Source organism: Azospirillum fermentarium, from assembly GCF_025961205.1.
Classification (GTDB): Bacteria; Pseudomonadota; Alphaproteobacteria; order Azospirillales; family Azospirillaceae; genus Azospirillum; species Azospirillum fermentarium.
The window spans coordinates 95854-114070 of record NZ_JAOQNH010000004.1 but is presented as its reverse complement, the minus strand read 5'-3'; the positions used below and the strand labels follow the sequence as shown (position 1 = coordinate 114070).

Sequence of the window (18217 nt, the reverse complement as noted above, 5' to 3'; positions counted from 1 at the left end):
CCAAGCCTGATGTTAACGGCAGCCGGCCATCGCTCAATCATCGAACCGTCAATCCCCCTGTCTTGCTTCGCCATAATATTGAGCAGAACGATCAAATGTTGCCAAACGGCAGGGGTAACGGTATCTCTGCCTGACCGGGGTGAAAACCGGCACGAAAAGACAGAAAAAAACGGTCGCTTTCAGAATGAATTCGCCCCGTCGCGTTGCCGTGATCGGCTTGGGTTACGTGGGTTTGCCCGTCGCCGTGGCGATGGCTGCGCACCATGGCGCCGTGATTGCGTTCGATATCGACCCGGAGCGTATCCGGGAACTGGCCGACGGCCATGACCGAACGGGCGAGATCGGCACGGATAGGCTGGCCGCCGTTCCTCTGGATCTGACCAGCGACCCGGCCCGGCTGGCCGAGGCCGATTTCCATATCATCACCGTTCCCACCCCGGTCACCGTCACCAAACGTCCCGACCTGGGGCCGCTTCTGGCGGCGTCAAAGACCGTGGGCCGGTATCTGAAACCAGGCGCGATCGTTGTCTACGAATCCACCGTCTATCCTGGCGCCACCGAAGAGGACTGCGTGCCGATCCTGGAAGCGGAATCGGGTTTGCGGCTGGGGCGGGATTTCGGCGTGGGCTATTCCCCCGAACGCATCAACCCCGGCGACCGGCAACACCGGTTCGAGAGCATAACCAAAGTGGTGTCGGGGTCCGATGCCGCCACCCTGGACATGATAGCAGCCGTCTATGGCAGCGTGGTCAAGGCAGGCATTCACCGCGCCCCCTCCATCGCCGTGGCCGAAGCGGCCAAAGTCATCGAGAACACCCAGCGTGACCTGAACATCGCGCTGATGAACGAGCTGTCGATCATCTTCCAGCGCCTGGGCATCGATACCCATGACGTGTTGGCGGCGGCCGGCACAAAATGGAATTTTCTGCCTTTCACGCCGGGTCTGGTGGGGGGCCACTGCATCGGCGTCGATCCCTATTACCTGACCTACCGGGCCGAACAGTTCGGCTATCATCCCGAGGTGATCCTGGCCGGGCGGCGGATCAACGACGGTATGGGGCTTCGAATCGCGCAGGAGACCGTAAAGCACCTGCTGCGCCACGGCACCCGCCCACGGATGATCACGGTCCTGGGGCTGACCTTCAAGGAAAACGTCCCGGATATCCGCAACACCCGCGTCATCGATATCGTGCATGAACTGGTAAGCTTTGGCGTGCGGGTCCAGGTCAGCGATCCTTTGGCCGATCCCAGACATGCACGCCACGAGCATGGCCTGGATCTGGTGCCGTTCGACAGGCTGGAAGCGGCCGACGCGGTGATCCTGGCCGTGCCGCACCATGATTACCGCCGGCTGTCCTGGGCAGAGCTGAGCGCCTTGCTCCTGGGCGGAGCAGGGTTGGTGGTGGATGTCCGGTCCTGCCTGAATCGCCATGGGCGGCCCGATGGGATCGATCTCTGGCGGCCCTGATCCACTCTTCGTTCCACCTGCAGTGCAGGATAGCTGCATGACCGCCGTCCACTCCCCTCCGCCCGGCCCCATCCGCAACCTGCATGATCTGGTGGATTTCCTGCAAAGGACCGGTTCACGCCTGCCGGTGAACATGTTCCAGGCCACCGGGCATGTCATCGCGGAAACCGAAAACTTCCTGCGCATGCGGCATCTGGGCGAGATCCGGCAGGACTGCCCCTATCTTCTGATCCTGCCCCAAACCGGCTTCGCCCGTGCCATCGGACGGCTTTATGCATCCCACTTCACCAATGTGGTGGTCAGCGACCAATGGCACGCCATGGCACGGGAGGTGGCGCTCTATCACCCCGAACTGACCGTGGATGTGGGCGTTTCGCACCTGAAGACATGGGTTCCACCAGGCCAGAAGACACGGATCTTCGCATTGGGTTCGCAGCTCTGGCATATGCTGCCCCGTGGCCCGGCCATCGACCTGACGGTGCGGCTCTACCGCCGCCGGGCACTCAGCCGGGGCTACATGCCTCTGTGGCACGACGTTCCTCTTCCCGGGGCACTGGCGGAACGCATCGGGCGGGTGCAGAAGTACGCGCTGATCCATCTGAAGGTGGATCCCATCAACGCTACGGCGCGGCCGACGGATCCCGCTACATACCTCGATGCCATGGCCTATCTGCACGACAACGGATACCGGCTGGTGATGGCGGGGCGGGAGCCGATGCCCGACGCGTTCCGCCGCTTCGACATCTACAACTATGCCGGCGATCCCCTGGCATCGTTCGAGAACGACCTGATCCTGTTTCGCCATGCGCGCTTTGCCCTGCTGGCCGGTTCGGGGATTTCCTATCTGGCGGAGAGCTTCGACATCCCCTTCGTCTATGCCAACTACTGGCATTTGTGCTTTCCTCCCTTTGCCCGGCGGGCGGTCGCACTGCCGTCGGTGCTGACGGAGCGGCAAAGCGGCAGGATGCTTCCCTTTTCCGAACACTACGGCCTCTTGTCGAAGTTTCCCGAATTCTCCTTCTGGAATTTCCCCGACGCGGCCTTGACCGCCCGTCCTGCTGCTGCCGACGAGATCCTGGCCGCCACCCAGGAAGCGCTTGGCCTGTCGCATGCCGATATTCCGCCGATGACACCACAGCAGCAGCACCTCAACGGGATGGATCCCGTCGGCTGCGCCCGTATCAGCGACAGCCGCGTCTCCCAGCATTTCTTGGAGCGTTTCGCCCCACTTATGGGACGTGCTGCAGCGCCTCCCGCCAGCAGGATAAATTGATGATCCAGGATCAGGATGATGCCGGAGCTTCGGCACTTTTGTCTGCGACACTGACGGCGCGCGCCCTTGAACTGCACCGGAAGCAGCTCTTAGTCGAGGCCCTGCCCCTTTATCGTCATGCATGCTCCCTGGATCCCGGCAATCCTGCCATCATGCATTTCCAAGGGCTGGTGGAGGTTCGCATCGGCGACATGCCGCATGGGCTGGCCTTGCTCGCCCGCAGCCGGCGCCTGTCCCCGGATCAGCCCAATCTGAACGATAATATCATCAATCTTCTGCCGGTGATCTGGGCGCGCACATCCTCTACCCTGCCCACCCCCTTCTGGGATTGCGCCACCATTGCGCAAACAGCGGCGCTTCAGCCTCCGGGTGACTTTCTCGCCCAGCTACGGAGCCGTGTCTCGGAACGATGGCAGGCCGTGGCCTTTGCCCACTATCGCGATGGCCGGATGGATGATGCGCACGCGCTGCTGAAACCGGTCGCCGAAACGATCGATGACGATCCGTTCCTTCTCAATCTTTATGCCATGATTCAACGCCGGCGCGGGGATCGGGAACATGCCTTAAGCATCCTGAGGCGATGCCACAGCATTGCTCCGGCCGAGAGCATGATCCTGCTCAATCTGGCCAGCGTGCTGCATGACATGGGGCACCATGACACCGCACTCGACTGCTACCGGACGCTGGCCAATGTGGCCCTGGATCTCTTCAACGGCTTTCATCTGGAAAAAGCGGAAAGCGTCTGCCGGCGCTTGGTCGATGCCGTCCCCCATATGCGAAACCCTTGGATCGTTTTGGGCCTGACACTCAGCCGGCTGGGCCGCCATGAAGAGGCGGCCCGGTTACTGGCCCATGCCATCCAGGTCGATCCCGATTATGTGCCGTCCTATACATTCTACGGCGATACGCTACGCCTCGGTGGACACGCGGCAAAGGCGGAGCATGCCTATCGCCAGGCCGCCGCGCTTGAGCCCGTGTCGGCAGAGGCCATCGGCGGCGTCGGGCTTGCGTGTCTGGATCAGGAAAGAAGGGAGGAGGCGTACCGACTGCTGGAACGGTCCCAGTGGCTGAAAAGCCATATCAGCAGCACCAGCTCGGCCTTGAGCTGCCTGCGCCTGCGCCAGTCGGCCCCGGCCGGTACCCGGTTCGACCGGCGCGGCTCTTTGGGCCGGGGCGTTCTGTCGGTGTCGTCGTTGAACAGTTACGGCCGATTTGCCCACACCCTCTACGACTACATCTCCACCCGTCTCTATGCCGAGAAATACGGGCTTGAACTGGAAACGCCGGAATGGAGCGGGGCCCTGCTCTTCGAGCTCGACGATCCGCTGATGATCAAACCGCAGGACAACATCCTGCGGGACCACACGGGATTCCGGGCGCGGTTCCGGGACGGGCTGTTGAATGACACCGCGGACCCCATCCAAAATGTGGATGTCTTCCTCGGTTGGCCGGTGATGGAGTTGGCCGAGATCGCCGGACATCGTGCAACGATTCAAGGCTGGATGCGGCCACGGGCGCTCTGGGATCCGTGGCTCCGCCCGGCGGTTGACCGGCTCGATGCAATGGGGGAAACCATTGTCGCCGTTCACATCCGCCGCACCGACCGTTCTCTGGAAGGAGGGATTGATTTCCCTGCCTACCGTGCATGGCTGGGGCAGATGTGGGATACGCTGCATCGCCCGGTGCTGCTGGTGGCGACCGACGATCCATTGGTCCTGCCGGAATTCGCCCCCTTCGCCCCCCATACCCTGCAGTCCCTGGCGGAGCCGTGGAAAGGGCTGGAGCATCTGCAGGATTTCCACCTGCTGATGAACGCCGATGTGGTGGCGTTGAGCTATGGGGGATTCGCCCGGCTGGCGGCGGCCTTCGGCACTCGCGCCCGGCTGGTGGTGGAGCCGGACAGGGCCACAGGCGGGTTCCGGCGCGTCACGGTGTGGGAGTAAAAACAGGGGGAGTGCGTTCAACTGCCCCCGGTTCTCCCGCGCCATGTGGCGCGCAGCCGCGGCGGCCGGCGAACGCCTGAAAGGGTCATTTCAAGCCCTCGCCCGTATTACTGTCCCTCGCACCAGCAGCGCCACATGGCGCGGTAGACCCGTTCCACCATGGCGGTGTAGGCCCGCACGTTGCCCAGCGGGGACGACGCCATCCGTCCCCTGAGTTCGGCCCTTGTGCGCACCATCTCCGGCAGGTTGCTCAGAATGGCCAGCGGCAGACGCAGATAATCGTCGCGGGTGTCCGCAACCCAGGCCCCGCATCCCACGGCTTCCAGGAGACTGGCCGACACCCGGCCCGGCAGGCTTCCTCCGCGCAGGGTGATCACCGGAACCCCCATCCACAACGCTTCCGCCGTGCTGATGCCGCCGTTCTGAGGGAAGGGGTCGAGTGCGATGTCCACCTGCCCATAGGCGGCCAGATGGTCACGGTGCGACGACCCCCCCATCAGAACAACCCGTTCTGGACCAATCCCCACCTCCCGCAAGGCCGTCAGGATCCGCTGCTGCTGGTGCGGATCGTCGAGCACCGTGTCCTTCAGCAGCAGCCGCGCACCCGGCACGGCCTTCAAAAGCTCGGCCCACAGGGAAAGCACCTCTGCCGACACCTTGGCCAGCCGGTTGAGACAGCCGAACGTAATGGTCCCACGCCGCATCAGCAACGGCGGCGGTGCGACCGGGGGCAGATCGTCGGGCGGCTGATAGACGAACAGGCACGGAAGGTCTACCACCGTTTCACTGAACAGCTCCCGTTCCGACGGCTGGATCAGCGATGGCCCGGCCAGCAGGTAATCCATGGCGCTGAGACCGGTACCGGTCACATGCCCCCACGCCGACACCTGCACCGGCGCCGGCTTGCGGGCAAAGACCAGAAGACGGTTGCCGGCGGAATGGCCGGACAGATCGACCAGGATGTCCACCGCGTCGGCACGGATCTGGCGGGCCACCGCCTCGTCGGATTGTCCGCGGATCGACCGCCACACGGTGGCCGCTCCGCGCAGCCGGGCGGTCATGGCATCCTCGGTTCCACCCTGGGAATAGCACAGCACGTCAAAACGGCTGCGGTCATGGTTCAACAGGATGGGAGCGAAGGCATAGGCCGCGGAATGACGGCGGAAGTCCGCCGACACATAGCCGATGCGCAGGCGCCGGTCGATGGTGTGGTCGTTGTCGTGGGGGGCCACCAGCATCGACAGGGGCCACGCATGCCGTTCGTTCCAGAACCGCCGCTCCGCCTGATGAACCGCCACCCCGCAGCCGGGATCGAAATCCATGGCGAAAATCAGATTGGAATGCACCGCGGCGTTGTCGGGGCGCAGACACAGGCTGCGCCGGTACGCGGTCAGCGCCTGCTTCAGCCGGTCCTGGCGCTGATGGACCACACCCAGATTTCCATAAACCTCGGCGTAGGCCGGGTCCATCGCCACCGCCTGCTCGTAGGAGCGCACGGCCGCAGCCAGTTGACCGTCGGTCTGGCTGAGGTTGCCCAGATTGCCGCAAGCCTCGGCAAAGTCGGGTTTGTCGGCAAGTGCCTGGCGGAAGGCCGCGGCGGCGGCGGGGGCATCGCCCCGCTCCCCTTCAACGATCCCCAGATTGTTCCACGCCTGGGCCGAGGCCGGCTGAAGGGTCAGCGCACGCAGGCACGACCGGCGGGCACCGTCCAGATCAAACACCTCTCTCAGCACACTGCCAAGATTGGCGTAGACTTGGACGAAGGCGGGATTGAGGGCGATCACGCGGCGATAGGCGGCGGCGGCTTCGGCGAAGTGGCGGCGCCCCCGGTGGGCATTGCCCAGATTGATCCAGGCATCCGCGTAATCCGCGCGCAGGGACAGGGCCGACAGGTAGCTGAGCTGGGCCTGCTCATAATGCCCCTGGCGCATCAGCACGTTGCCCAGGGCGAAATGCGCTTCGGGAAAATCGGGTTTCTGGGCCAGCGCTTCGCCATAGACCGCCGCGGCCTCGTCGAGATAGCCGGCATCGGACAGGGCGTTGCCCAGGCTGAGCCGCCCGTCCACCGCCTTGGGTGCAGCCTCCACCGCTTGGCGCAGCAGGGAAATAGCCGCCCCCAAATGGCCGGTCTGCCGGGCAATGACACCCAGATACTGCAGGGCGCGGGCGTGATTGGGCCGCAGCTTCAGGACGGTCCAGTAAAGCTTTTCCGCCTCGGCCAGACGCCCGGCCTGATGATGGCGGACGGCCTGTTCAAACGTGCTCTCCACCTGAAAGGAGGCCTGCACCGGCTTCGGCGTCAGAACGGCAGGCAGCGGCGCGCGCTTGCCGTGCGCCGTCCTCGCCTCCGCTTTTCGATCTTTCCGGTTCATAAAGGCATAAACACGTTGTGAGGACTCGAAACACCGTCATAAGAAGCGGGCACGGCGGCCGGGAAAACGGCGGTGCGGGAATGCACCTTTACCCCGCCGGCGTCCAGAAAGGTGAACGCTTTTTTTGCGCAAAAACATCCGCACAGGCTAGTGGAAACCGCAAGAGCCTTGAGCCGCTGCAACACCCTCCATAGGGTGCCCGGCGGGCATCGGCCCTCTGGCGGCTGGGATGGGCTGGGACTGTCATGATCGGCATCGATTTCGACAACACCATCGTCTGTTACGACGATGTGTTCTATCAGATCGCCGTTTCCGAAGGAGTGATCCCCATCACAACCGGACGCAGCAAAGGCGCGGTCCGCGACTGGCTGCGCGCCGCGGGCCGGGAAGAGGATTGGACCGCCCTGCAGGGTCTGGTGTACGGCGCGCGGATTCATCGGGCCCCGGCCTTCCCGGGATTTCTGGATTTCCTGCGGCGTTGCCGGACGGAGGGGCAGCCGGTGGCGGTGGTCAGCCACAAGACACGGCATCCCTTTGCCGGGCCGCCGTACGATCTCCACGCTGCCGCCCGCGGCTGGCTGGAGCAACTGGGGGTTTTCGACGACCCTGCCATCGGCCTGACACCGGACCGGGTGTTCTTCGAGCCGGCCAAGAGCGGCAAGCTCAACCGCATCGCCTCCCTGTCCTGCTCCGTCTTCATCGACGACCTGCCGGAGTTCCTGAGCGACCCCGGCTTTCCGGTGGGTGTGCGGCGCATCCATTTCGATCCCCACGCCACGGGGGACACCCCGGCGGATTGCCAACGGGCCGGCGATTGGGATGCGGTGGCCGGCTTGATCCTGGGCGGCACGCCGTCATGACCATCCCGGTTCCCCAGGGTGCCGCCCGGTTGGTGGAGCAGGCTGGCCTGGGCCGGCTGGAGGGGGTGTCGCCCCTGGCCGGCGGGGCCAACAACCGGGTGCTTCGTGCCGACACCACCGACGGCCCGGCCGTGCTGAAACTCTATTTCCATCACCCCCACGACCCCCGCGACCGGCTGGGGACCGAATATGGTTTCTTGAGCGCCGCGTGGGCTGGCGGCATCCGTTGCGTGCCCCGGCCCCGGGCCGCCGACCCGGCCCGGCACATGGCGCTGTACGGGTTCGTCCCCGGCACACGCCCGGCGGCGGCGACCGCAGCACTCGTCGATCAGGCAGCCGGCTTTGTCGCGGCACTGCAGCGTCTGCGCTTGCAAGCCGATCATCTTCCTCCTGGATCGGAGGCATGCTTCACCCTGGCCGACCACCGGGCGACGGTGGAACGCCGGCTGGCCCGGCTGGCCGCCCTGGCCCCCGAGACGGATCTGCACGCCGCGGCATCCCGGCTGGTGCGGGACGAGGCCCTGCCCCGTTTCCACGCGGTTATCCTGTCGGCGGACGCCGACGATCCGTTGCCTCCGAACCGCCGATGCCTGTCACCGTCGGATTTCGGCTTTCACAACGCCCTGGTGGATGGGGACGGACAGGCGGTGTTCCTGGATTTCGAATACGCCGGCTGGGACGATCCGGCCAAGCTGGTGGGGGATTTCTTTCACCAGCCGGCGGTGCCGGTGGCGATGGAGCATTATCCGGCGTTCCGGGACCGGATCGCCGCGCTGTTCCCCGAACCGGAGGACACCGCCCGCCGATGCGATGCGGTGATGCCGCTCTACGGGCTCAAATGGGTGGCGATCGTGCTCAACGACTTCCTGCCCGCGGGCGGCAGCCGCCGCGCCTTCTCCGCCGGGCCCGAGACCGCCGCCGGGACTGCAACCCGCCTTCGGCGCCAGTTGGACAAGGCGCGGAGCGCACTGGCCCGGCTTGCCACCCTGCCCGCTTTCCCGGCATAAGAACCGGCATGACGACCTATTGCGTGATCGGCAGCAATGCCTTTTCCGGCCAGGATTTCATCGACCGCCTGCTCGACGAGCCGGGTGCGCGGGTGCTGGCCGTCAGCCGTTCCCCCGAACGCCCGGACCTGTTCCTGCGCTACCGCTCCCACCCCAACGCCGGGGCGGTGCGCTTCGTCCAGGCCGATCTGAACCGGGACATGGATGCGCTGCTGGCGGAATTGGACGGAGAAGCCCCGGAATACATCGTCAATTTCGCCGCCCAAAGCGAGGTGGCGCCCAGTTGGGACCACCCCGAACACTGGTATCAGACCAACACCGTGGCGCTGGCCCGGCTGATCAACCATCTGCGGCGGCGCGATTACCTGTCGCGCTACCTGCATGTCTCCTCGCCCGAGGCATACGGCACCTGCGTGGGCCGGGTGACGGAGGACGCCCCCCTCAACCCCAGCACCCCCTACGCCGCGTCCAAGGCCGCCGCCGACCAGCTTCTGGGGGTGTTTCACCGGCAGTTCGGCTTTCCGGTGGTGACGGTGCGGGCGACCAACGTCTACGGCGCCCGCCAGCAGCTGTTCAAGATCGTCTGCCGCACGGCGGTCTATCTGAAGCTGGGCCGCAAGATCCAGCTTCACGGCGGCGGCACCGCGGTCAAATCCTACATCCACATCCGCGACGTGTCGGAAGGCGAACGGGCCATCCTGCACCACGGGACGCCGGGGGCGATCTATCACCTGTCCCCCGACGCCGGCATCGCCGTGCGCGACGTGGTGCGGATCATCTGCGAGCGCATGGGCCGGCGGTTCGAGGACTGCACCGAAACCGTGGCCGAACGGCCGGGGCAGGACGCCGCCTACGTCATCGATTCCACCAAGGCCCGCCAGAGCTTCGGCTGGGCGCCCCGCGTCATGCTGGACGAGGGGCTGGGCGAGGTGGCGGCGTGGATCGACACCCACTGGGACACGATCCGCACCCTTCCCCACGACTACCAGCACAAGGCCTGAGCCATGGCGTACGTCGATTTCATCTCCAAGGTCCACAAATCCACCAAGCGCGACTATGTGCAGCGGGTGGTCGAGCACGACAAGGCCGCCTGCGCCGAGATCGCCGGCCGCTTCGACAAGGATTACTGGGACGGGGAGCGGCACACCGGCTACGGCGGTTACCGCTATGACGGGCGCTGGCGCGTGGTGGCCGAGGACATGGCCCGCCATTACGGCATCAAGCCCGGCGACCGCATCCTGGACGTGGGCTGCGGCAAGGCTTTCCTGCTCTATGAGTTCACCCAGGTGGTGCCCGGCTGCGAGGTGGTGGGGATCGACATCTCGTCCTATGCGGTGGAGAACGCCAAGGAGGAGGTGCGCCCCTTCCTTCAGGTGGGTGACGCCAAATCGCTGCCGTTCGACGACAACGCCTTCGATTTCGTGGTCAGCATCAACGCGCTGCACAACCTTCACCTGCCCGACCTGTGGTCGTCGCTGGAGGAGATCGAACGCGTGGGCAAGGGCAACGCCAAGCACATCGTGATCGAGGCGTACCGCAACGAGCGGGAAAAGGTGAACCTGATGTATTGGCAGCTCACCTGCCGCGCCTTCCACACGCCCGAGGAATGGGAGTGGCTGTTCGCCCGCACCGGCTACACCGGCGACTATTCCTACATCACGTTCGAGTGACGAGGCGGCCCCCGTGACCGACACCACCCGCGACCCGGTGAACAGGAACCTGCTGGAGGTGCGGGACCGCATCGGCTTTCAGCGGCTGGGGCTGATGAACAATCAGGTCTGGTACGACGACCCCAAGCGGCTGGTGTTCACCCTGTCCCGCTACAAGTTCGTCGCCAAGATGCTGAGCGGGCGGGCGCGGGTGCTGGAGGTGGGGTGTGGCGACGGCTTCGGCGCCCGCATCGTGGCGCAGGAGGTGGGCGCCCTCACCGTCACCGATTTCGACCCGCTGTTCATCCGCGACATCCAGGACCGCGCCGTGGACCGCTGGCCCATGGATGCCCGCGTCCACGACATCCTGGATGGTCCGCTGGACGGGCCGCCGTTCGACGCCGCCTATTCCCTCGACGTGCTCGAACACATCCCGGCGGAGCGGGAGGGGCCGTTCCTATCCAACACCGCCGCCTCACTGACCGATCACGGGGTGCTGATCATCGGCATCCCGTCGCTGGAATCCCAGGCCCATGCCTCCCCCCCCAGCCGGGAGGGACATGTGAACTGCAAGACGGGCCGGGACTTCAAGGCGCTGATGGAGCGGCACTTCCACACCGTCTTCCTGTTCTCCATGAACGACGAGGTGGTCCACACCGGCTATGCTCCCATGGCCCATTATCTGTTCACCGTGTGCGCCGCTCCCCGGCGCCGAGCGGCGGAGGCAACGGACAAATAGCTCTATCGCCGGAACAGGGGGATGGGTATTTTCGCACCCACATCCGCCAACCGGTGCTTCTCCGATGAAGATCCTGCACATCAACACCTTCGACATCCACGGCGGCGCCGCCCGCGCTGCTTTCCGGCTGTTCAAGGGATTGCGCGCCATCGGGGAAGAAAGCCGGATGCTGGTCCTGCACAAGACCGGCAATGATCCCGACGTCGCCACCCTGGGATCGGTCACCCCCGACCAACTGGCCCGTGCCCACGCCATCCAGGCGGAAATCCAGGCCGAAGCCGCCCCCTATCCCATGCTGTCCGCACCGGGGTTCGTCAGCTTTCACAGCGAACGCGCGGCGCCGGGGGAAATCATGGTCAGCCAGCTTCCCCCCGCCGATATCATCCATCTTCACTGGGTGCGCGGTCTGGTCGATTACCCGTCGTTCTTCGCCAACCGCCGCCCGGATCAGCCGGTGGTGTGGACGCTGCACGACATGCACCCCTTCAGCGGCGGCTGCCACTATGCCGGGGAATGCGAGCGGTTCACCCAGGGCTGCGGTGCGTGCCCCTTCCTGAAATCCGATGATCCAGCGGACCTGTCGGCCCGCATCCTGGAACGCAAAACCACCGCTCTGGCCCGGCGAAACAACCGCCTGCACATTGTCACCCCCAGCCATTGGCTCGGGCGGGAGGCGGCGCGCAGCAGCCTGTTCCGCGATATCCCGGTCAGTGTCATTCCGCCGGGCCTGGAAACCGATACCTTCGTTGCCCACGACCGGCAGGCCATGCGGCAGGCGTTCAAGCTGCCGCCCGGCCTGAAGGTCATTCTGTTCATCGCCCATATGGTGGACGATCCGCGCAAGGGGTTGTCCTATCTGGACGAGGCACTCTGCCGGCTGGGGCCGCGGCCCGACGTGGCGCTGCTGCTGGTGGGCGGCGGAACCATGGCGCTGAAATCCCAGGTTCATCACCTGCGCACCGGGTTGGTGGCGGACGATGCCATGGTCGGGCGGCTCTACAGCGCCGCCGACATCGTGGCCATGCCCAGCCTGGAGGACAATCTGCCCAACACCATGCTGGAAGCCATGGCCGCCGGCACCCCGGTGATCGGCTTCGACATCGGTGGCGTCCCCGATCTCGTGATCCCCGGTGAAACCGGCTATCTCGCCCCGCCTGCCGATACCGAGGCGCTGTCCGCCGCCCTGGCCACCGCCCTCGCCGATCCGGCCCATCTGGCGGCCATGGGCCGCATGGCCCGCGCCCGTATCGAACGGGAGCACACGCTGGAGGTTATGGCATCGCGTTATCGCGATCTCTACCGGTCGCTGCTGTCCTGACCGGCCATGGCGCGGGTCATGGGCTGGACGCGGTGATCCTGCCTATTCCAACGCCGTCGGCTCCGATCCGCTCTCGAGACCGGGGTGCAGCCCCTGAGGCCGCGCGAGAGTCCGGTGGCTCCGCGGCGGGCGCCGGGAGTATGGTCAGGCCGGCCTTCTGCGTCCATTTGGGAAACGGCACCATCATGGCCTATCCGACCTTCCGTGCGTTCCAGCTTCCAGCAGACTTTGCCGTTCAGGATGCCGGTGCCGCGGCCACCCCGCGGCAGCCGGAAATCGAAGCCCGTATCGAGGCCATCTGGCAGCAGGAAATGGAACGGCGGCATGGAAAGCTGTTCAACGGACAATTGTTCAGCATCACGGGCCCGGATGTGGAGGCGCAGGTTGCCGAAGGACGGCTGACCGGACGCTTTGTCGAGTACCGTGATTTTCTGGCCCAGCTCCGCGATCCATCCCTTTTTCCCTGGCTGTCCATACGACCTCTGGCCGTCACCGGCATTACCCACACACCGGAAGGGCTTCTGTTCGGCCAACGCACCAAGTCGGTATCGCAAGGTGCCGATCAATGGGAATTGGTGCCCGCCGGCGGCTTTTCTCCGCATGCCCGCGAACCGTCGGGCGATGGACTCAGCCTGCGCCGCCAAGTCTTGGAGGAGCTCTCGGAAGAGGTGAACCTCGGCCCGGAAACCGTGGCTTCAGAAACCCCGCTGCTGGTGCTGGCTGACGACGAAAGCCATGTGCACGATATCTTCATCGAACTGGCCCTTGATCTTTCGGTGGAGGACGTTGAAGCGGCCTTTGCACGCCGGTCGCACGACGAGTACGCCAACCTGGCCGTGGTGCCCCTGGCCAGACTCGAAGCCTTCCTCGACGAACCGGGACGGATTCTGGTGCCGTCAAGCCGTTACGCCCTGACGGTCTGCGGCCTGATCGCCGCCGGAGGGTCCGCGCCGGCAGGAAACGTCCACGACGCTTTGCGCTACGTTGACAGCCCGGCGGACTGGAACGGTCCCACGGCGGCCTCAACGCCCGACGATCTGCTGGAGGATCTGTGGGGCGAGTTTCACGCCAGCCTCCGTTTCCTGAACGCCTGTGACGCGGACATGCGGATGCTGGAACACCGCCGGTCCGCACGGGGAACACTCCCGGCTGCCGTTCCGCCGCCCCGGACGCCATGAGCTGCCCCCGGCGAAAGACCCGTGACGTGCAGCGACGGCAGCCCTCGCGTGCAACCGGATCTTCGTAAGGGTACGGCACGTCAAACTCGTTATGACTGCCGCGTAGCACTGGGCATCGAATGCGGCGGTGATGTGGTGGGTGGAGTGGGCCTGAACAGCCAGGGTTCCGTGGACATGCGGCACGCGTCCGATCCCGTTCAGCCCCCCGGTGCAGAACATGGAAGTTGCCCGTCCACTCGGGGAAAACGCATCCTGCCCCCTTGCGGCGTGTGCAGGCACGGCTCTATCGTGGGCTGTCCCGGTAGCTGTCTGGAAGAGCCATGGCCCCGCCGTTGCGTTTCTGCGCCATCATCGAAGCGCGTATGACCTCGACCCGTCTTCCCGGAAAGGTGCTGCTGCCGGCCGTCGGCAAACCCATGCTGGAGCTGATGGTGGAGCGGCTGCGCCGTGTGCCGTCGCTAGCGGGCATCGTCATCGCCACCACCGTCAACGCCACCGACGACCCGGTGGAGGCGCTGGCCCGGCGGCTCGGGGTTGATTGCTACCGTGGCAGCGAGGAGGACGTGCTGACCCGTGTCCTGGAAGCGTCCCGCGCCCATGAGGTGGACGTCATCGTCGAAATCACCGGCGACTGCCCGCTGATCGACCCCGGCGTGGTGGAGGATGTGATTGCCCGCTACCGCGAAAGCGGCGTGGATTACGTGTCCAACTTCCTGGAAGGACGGCGCTATCCTCTGGGGATGGAGACCCAGGCCTTCGCCACCACCATTCTGGAGGACGTGGCACGGCGCTCTGACGACCCGGTGGATCATGAACACGTCAGCCTGTTCATCTACCGCAATCCCCAGCTCTACAGCTTGGCCGACTGCCCGCCCCGGCCCGCCCTCGCCGACCCTGGCCTGCGGCTGACCTTGGACACCGTAGAGGACTACACCCTGATCTCCGCGGTGTTCGAGGCACTCTATCCCGCCGCCGGCCCTGCCTTCACCCTGGCCGACATCCTACGCTTCCTGGACGGCCGGCCGGACCTTCGCGCCGTCAACAGCATGGTACGCCAACGCTATGTCTGACCGCCCGACAGCGGGCACCGCCAGGCCGCTGCCGGTGCTGAACGCGCTGGTCGTCGGCTGCGGCCAGATCGCCGGCGGCTACGACAGCGCCATGCCGCAACGGCGGAGCGCCGGTGTGTTCAGCCATGCCGGCGCCTACCGCGCGCATCCCGGCTTCCGGCTGCTGGGCTGCGTCGAACCGGACACGGCGCGGCGCACCGCCTTCATGGAGCATTGGGGCATTCCGCAGGGTTTCGCCGACTTGGAAGCCGCGCTCGCCAGCGGCACTGTCTTCGACGTGGTCAGCGTGTGCTCTCCCGACCACGCCCACACGCCCCAGTTGGAGCGCCTTCTGCATGCCCCGGTGCGCGGCGCGCTGTGCGAAAAGCCCATGACCACCGATCCGGTCCGTGGCGCGGCGGTGGCCGCCGCCTGGACGCAGGCGGGCAAGACGTTGCTGGTCAACTACAGCCGCCGTTTCGCGCCAGGGATCCGTGCGCTTGCGGCAGAGCTGGAGTCTGGCGTCTGGGGACCGGTCCAGCACGTCACCGCCACCTATACCAAAGGCATCCGCCACAACGGCGCGCACATGGTCGATCTGCTCCGCTTCCTGCTCGGACCGCTGACCGACGGCCCGGTGCTGCGGTCCCGGCCGGATTACCGGCCCGACGATCCCACGGTAGACGCCGTGCTGTACACCGCCGCCGGCGCGCCGGTCTATCTGGTGGGCGCGGGCCACGAACACTATGCCCTGTTCGAAGCGCAGATCGTCACCCCATGCGGCCGGATCGACATGGAAGATTTCGGTTTCCGCCTGCGGCGCCAGCCGGTTGAGGACAGCCGCCGCTTCCCCGGATTTCGCCAGATCGACGCCGCCGGGACGGTGACGGACACCGGACTGGACCAGGCGTTGCCGGCGGCCGTCGATGCCCTGTACCAGGCAGTGGCATACGGCACGGTCCCCCCTTGCGGCGGCGTCGAAGCGGTGGCCGCGGAACATTTGTGCGACAGCCTGCGACGCAAGGCCCTGTCTCTGCCCCCGGAGAGAACCATAGCATGACGAGCAACGACTTGGCCCTGCTGGGCGGAACGCCGGTGATCGGCGCGCCGCTGGCCCCCTACAACCAGATCGGCCCGCTGGAACGTGCCCGTGTCCTGGAGGTGATGGACAGCGGCGTCCTGTCCGGCTTCATCGCCGTCGATGGCCCCGAGTTTGACGGAGGCCCCATGGTCCGCGAACTGGAACGCCAGTGGTGCGGGCATTTCGGCTGCCGCTACGCGGTCACCGTCAATTCCGCCACCTCCGGCTTGTACGCGGCCATGGGCGCCATCGGCCTGGAGCCGGGGGACGAGGTCATCGTACCGCCCTACACCATGTCGGCGACGGCGATGGCCCCCCTGATCTACGGCGGCATCCCGGTATTCGTCGACATCGAGCCGGAGACCTTCTGCCTCGACCCGGCGCAGGTGGCAGCGGCCATCACCCCCCGGACCCGCGCGATCCTGGCCGTCAACCTCTTCGGCCATCCCGCCCGCCTGGCCGAGCTGCGGGCCTTGGCCGATGCACGCGGGCTGTATCTGGTAGAAGACAACGCCCAGGGACCGCTGGCCGCCGAGCACGGCCGGCAGGCCGGTACCGTCGGCCACATCGGGGTGTTCAGCCTCAACCGCCACAAACACGTCCAGACCGGCGAGGGCGGGGTCTGCGTCACCGACGACGAGCGGCTGGCCCTGCGTCTGCGCCTGATCCGCAACCACGGAGAAAACCTGATCGAGGCCTTCGGCGTCGAGGACGCATCCGGTCTGGTCGGTTTCAACTACCGTCTGTCGGAACTGTCGGCAGCGGTGGGGCTGGCCCAGCTCGAACGCGCCGGCGTCATCGTCAGCCGGCGCGAGGAACTGGCCGCCCGCCTGACCGCGGCGGTGTCCGGGCTGGAGGGGCTGACGCCGCCGGCCGTGCGTGCGGGGTGCCGGCACGTCTACTATGTGTGGGCGGCGCGCTACGATGCCGGCGCCGTGGGTGTGCCACGCGCCCTGTTTGCCCAGGCCATGGCCGCTGAAGGCGTCCCCCTGGGTCAGGGGTACGTACGGCCCCTGTACCGCCTGCCGCCGTTCCAGCGGCGCCAGGCGTTCGGAGGCGGCTGGCCCTTCAGCCTGAGCGAACGGCGCTATCCCGACGGGCTCGCCCCGGTGTGCGAGCGGATGCACGAGACCGAGCTTCTCAGCTTCGCCATCTGCTCCCATCAGTTGGAGCAGGACGCGATCGACCGGATCGCGGACGCCTTCCACAAGGTCCACGCGGCCCGCCACCGCCTGGCTGCGCTGGCCAAGGGCAGCCAGGCGGCATGAAGCGGGTTCTGCTGTTCAGCCGGGATGCCGGCGGGGCAAACCAGATGGCCGGGCTGCACGACGTGCTGACCGGGGTCATGCCGGCGCCTACCCCGGACCTTGCCGGCTTCGCGGCATCGCTCGGCCCCGTGAAGGTGGTGGCGGGCGGTCGGGACCATGCCGTGGCCGTCTGGCGGCGGGCCGGGATCGAGCCGGCCGTCTGGCCGGATGGCCGGGATGGAGCCGCTTGGCTGGCAGAGCTTGGCGTAGACACAGTGCTGACCGCCACCAGCGACGTGGACGACGACAGCCCGCAAAGGTTGTGGCAGGCGGCACGGGCTGCCGGTTTGCCCTGTGCCGCCTTCATCGATCACTCCGCCAACCTCGGCGAACGGTTCCGTAGCCGGGACGGCGGCGTCACCTATCCCGATCATGTTTTCGCCATCGATGCTGCCATGGCCGCCGGGCTGGAAGCGCAGGGCGTTCCACGCGGACGGCTGCGGCTGGGCGGCGACCTGCACAAAGCACGGCTGCACCGGTGCGGCAGCCGGGTATCAGCGGAAGCGGCCGCGGCGCTGCGCCTGACGTGGGGGGTTTCCCCCGGTGCCGTGGTGGTTCTGTTTCCCGGTGAGGCCCAGGCCGAGATGTGCGCCACGGGCCGCATAGCCCGCTATGACGAATTCGCCTGCCTGGAACACGTCCTCGCCCAGGCGGCGGAGGCCGGAGCCTGTGTGGTGATCCGCCCCCACCCCAAGGACACGCCCGGCAAATACGACCGCTACGCCGCCCCACCCACGGTGGTGGTCAGCACCGACGGCGACAGCCTGCACGCCGTGTTGGCAGCCGATGTTGTGGCCGGCATGGACAGCACCCTGTTCGTAGAGGCCGGCGCGCTTGGCCGGCCAGCGGTCTCCCTCTGGCCGCGCCATCCTCTGCACGGGCCGCTGAACCTGCCGCGGAGAGGGGAAGAGCAGCCGTTCCCGGCAGCGCTCACACCTGCTTGATAAGGACGAGGGCGGCTCCCGGTCAAAGG

General features: G+C 66.3%; 15 protein-coding genes. 14 read left to right on the top strand and 1 reads right to left on the bottom strand.

Going from position 1 to position 18217, the window contains the following annotated elements:
* Positions 1 to 184 precede the first annotated feature (184 nt).
* From M2352_RS26065 to M2352_RS26055, 3 genes are read left to right on the top strand one after another with little or no spacing between them, the layout of a single operon-like run.
* Complete coding sequence (locus tag M2352_RS26065) at positions 185 to 1468, top strand: nucleotide sugar dehydrogenase (RefSeq protein WP_264667522.1); 1284 nt, start codon at positions 185 to 187, stop codon at positions 1466 to 1468.
* Between the two features lie 37 nt (positions 1469 to 1505).
* Complete coding sequence (locus M2352_RS26060) at positions 1506 to 2741, top strand: TIGR04372 family glycosyltransferase (protein ID WP_264667445.1); 1236 nt, start codon at positions 1506 to 1508, stop codon at positions 2739 to 2741.
* The gene (locus tag M2352_RS26055; RefSeq protein ID WP_264667444.1) at positions 2741 to 4684 is read left to right on the top strand and encodes a hypothetical protein; all 1944 of its coding nucleotides are present in this window, start codon (positions 2741 to 2743) and stop codon (positions 4682 to 4684) included. The genes M2352_RS26060 and M2352_RS26055 overlap by 1 nt, the downstream gene beginning before the upstream one ends.
* A 107-nt stretch (positions 4685 to 4791) precedes the next feature.
* Here M2352_RS26055 and M2352_RS26050 read toward each other — a convergent pair whose 3' ends face one another.
* On the bottom strand, positions 4792 to 6954 hold the full coding sequence (locus M2352_RS26050; protein WP_264667443.1) for an O-linked N-acetylglucosamine transferase, SPINDLY family protein: 2163 nt from the start codon (positions 6952 to 6954) through the stop codon (positions 4792 to 4794).
* Between the two features lie 347 nt (positions 6955 to 7301).
* Between M2352_RS26050 and M2352_RS26045 the strand changes: the two genes are divergently transcribed.
* From M2352_RS26045 to M2352_RS25995, 11 genes are all read left to right on the top strand, one after another.
* The gene (locus M2352_RS26045; RefSeq protein ID WP_264667442.1) at positions 7302 to 7916 is read left to right on the top strand and encodes an HAD family hydrolase; all 615 of its coding nucleotides are present in this window, start codon (positions 7302 to 7304) and stop codon (positions 7914 to 7916) included.
* On the top strand, positions 7913 to 8923 hold the full coding sequence (locus M2352_RS26040) for a phosphotransferase (protein WP_264667441.1): 1011 nt from the start codon (positions 7913 to 7915) through the stop codon (positions 8921 to 8923). The genes M2352_RS26045 and M2352_RS26040 overlap by 4 nt, the downstream gene beginning before the upstream one ends.
* Positions 8924 to 8931: 8 nt before the next feature.
* Positions 8932 to 9924: a GDP-mannose 4,6-dehydratase gene (locus tag M2352_RS26035; RefSeq protein WP_264667440.1), complete on the top strand. Its 993-nt coding sequence runs from the start codon at positions 8932 to 8934 to the stop codon at positions 9922 to 9924.
* A 3-nt stretch (positions 9925 to 9927) separates the two neighbouring features.
* The gene (locus M2352_RS26030; protein ID WP_264667439.1) at positions 9928 to 10593 is read left to right on the top strand and encodes a class I SAM-dependent methyltransferase; all 666 of its coding nucleotides are present in this window, start codon (positions 9928 to 9930) and stop codon (positions 10591 to 10593) included.
* Between the two features lie 13 nt (positions 10594 to 10606).
* The gene (locus M2352_RS26025) at positions 10607 to 11311 is read left to right on the top strand and encodes a class I SAM-dependent methyltransferase (protein ID WP_264667438.1); all 705 of its coding nucleotides are present in this window, start codon (positions 10607 to 10609) and stop codon (positions 11309 to 11311) included.
* Between the two features lie 64 nt (positions 11312 to 11375).
* Positions 11376 to 12629, top strand: coding sequence for a glycosyltransferase (locus tag M2352_RS26020; RefSeq protein ID WP_264667437.1), 1254 nt, complete (start codon positions 11376 to 11378; stop codon positions 12627 to 12629).
* A gap of 185 nt (positions 12630 to 12814) precedes the next feature.
* A complete protein-coding gene (locus M2352_RS26015) occupies positions 12815 to 13807 on the top strand; it encodes a hypothetical protein (RefSeq protein ID WP_264667436.1) in 993 nt (330 codons plus the stop codon).
* A 320-nt stretch (positions 13808 to 14127) separates the two neighbouring features.
* Complete coding sequence (locus M2352_RS26010) at positions 14128 to 14877, top strand: glycosyltransferase family protein (protein WP_264667435.1); 750 nt, start codon at positions 14128 to 14130, stop codon at positions 14875 to 14877.
* On the top strand, positions 14870 to 15916 hold the full coding sequence (locus M2352_RS26005; RefSeq protein ID WP_264667434.1) for a Gfo/Idh/MocA family protein: 1047 nt from the start codon (positions 14870 to 14872) through the stop codon (positions 15914 to 15916). The genes M2352_RS26010 and M2352_RS26005 overlap by 8 nt, the downstream gene beginning before the upstream one ends.
* On the top strand, positions 15913 to 17205 hold the full coding sequence (locus tag M2352_RS26000; protein ID WP_264667433.1) for a DegT/DnrJ/EryC1/StrS family aminotransferase: 1293 nt from the start codon (positions 15913 to 15915) through the stop codon (positions 17203 to 17205). Before M2352_RS26005 ends, M2352_RS26000 begins: the two co-directional genes overlap by 4 nt.
* Positions 17202 to 18188: a glycosyltransferase family protein gene (locus M2352_RS25995; RefSeq protein ID WP_264667432.1), complete on the top strand. Its 987-nt coding sequence runs from the start codon at positions 17202 to 17204 to the stop codon at positions 18186 to 18188. The genes M2352_RS26000 and M2352_RS25995 overlap by 4 nt, the downstream gene beginning before the upstream one ends.
* Positions 18189 to 18217 lie beyond the last annotated feature (29 nt).

Bases quoted from the DNA above. Each gene is read 5' to 3' on its own strand.
- M2352_RS26065 (WP_264667522.1), top strand. From the start codon at position 185: ATGAATTCGCCCCGTCGCGTTGCCGTGATCGGCTTGGGTTACGTGGGT.
- M2352_RS26060 (WP_264667445.1), top strand. From the start codon at position 1,506: ATGACCGCCGTCCACTCCCCTCCGCCCGGCCCCATCCGCAACCTGCAT.
- M2352_RS26055 (WP_264667444.1), top strand. From the start codon at position 2,741: ATGATCCAGGATCAGGATGATGCCGGAGCTTCGGCACTTTTGTCTGCG.
- M2352_RS26020 (WP_264667437.1), top strand. From the start codon at position 11,376: ATGAAGATCCTGCACATCAACACCTTCGACATCCACGGCGGCGCCGCC.
- M2352_RS26000 (WP_264667433.1), top strand. From the start codon at position 15,913: ATGACGAGCAACGACTTGGCCCTGCTGGGCGGAACGCCGGTGATCGGC.
- M2352_RS26015 (WP_264667436.1), top strand. From the start codon at position 12,815: ATGGCCTATCCGACCTTCCGTGCGTTCCAGCTTCCAGCAGACTTTGCC.
- M2352_RS26045 (WP_264667442.1), top strand. From the start codon at position 7,302: ATGATCGGCATCGATTTCGACAACACCATCGTCTGTTACGACGATGTG.
- M2352_RS26010 (WP_264667435.1), top strand. From the start codon at position 14,128: ATGGCCCCGCCGTTGCGTTTCTGCGCCATCATCGAAGCGCGTATGACC.
- M2352_RS26040 (WP_264667441.1), top strand. From the start codon at position 7,913: ATGACCATCCCGGTTCCCCAGGGTGCCGCCCGGTTGGTGGAGCAGGCT.
- M2352_RS26035 (WP_264667440.1), top strand. From the start codon at position 8,932: ATGACGACCTATTGCGTGATCGGCAGCAATGCCTTTTCCGGCCAGGAT.
- M2352_RS26030 (WP_264667439.1), top strand. From the start codon at position 9,928: ATGGCGTACGTCGATTTCATCTCCAAGGTCCACAAATCCACCAAGCGC.
- M2352_RS25995 (WP_264667432.1), top strand. From the start codon at position 17,202: ATGAAGCGGGTTCTGCTGTTCAGCCGGGATGCCGGCGGGGCAAACCAG.
- M2352_RS26005 (WP_264667434.1), top strand. From the start codon at position 14,870: ATGTCTGACCGCCCGACAGCGGGCACCGCCAGGCCGCTGCCGGTGCTG.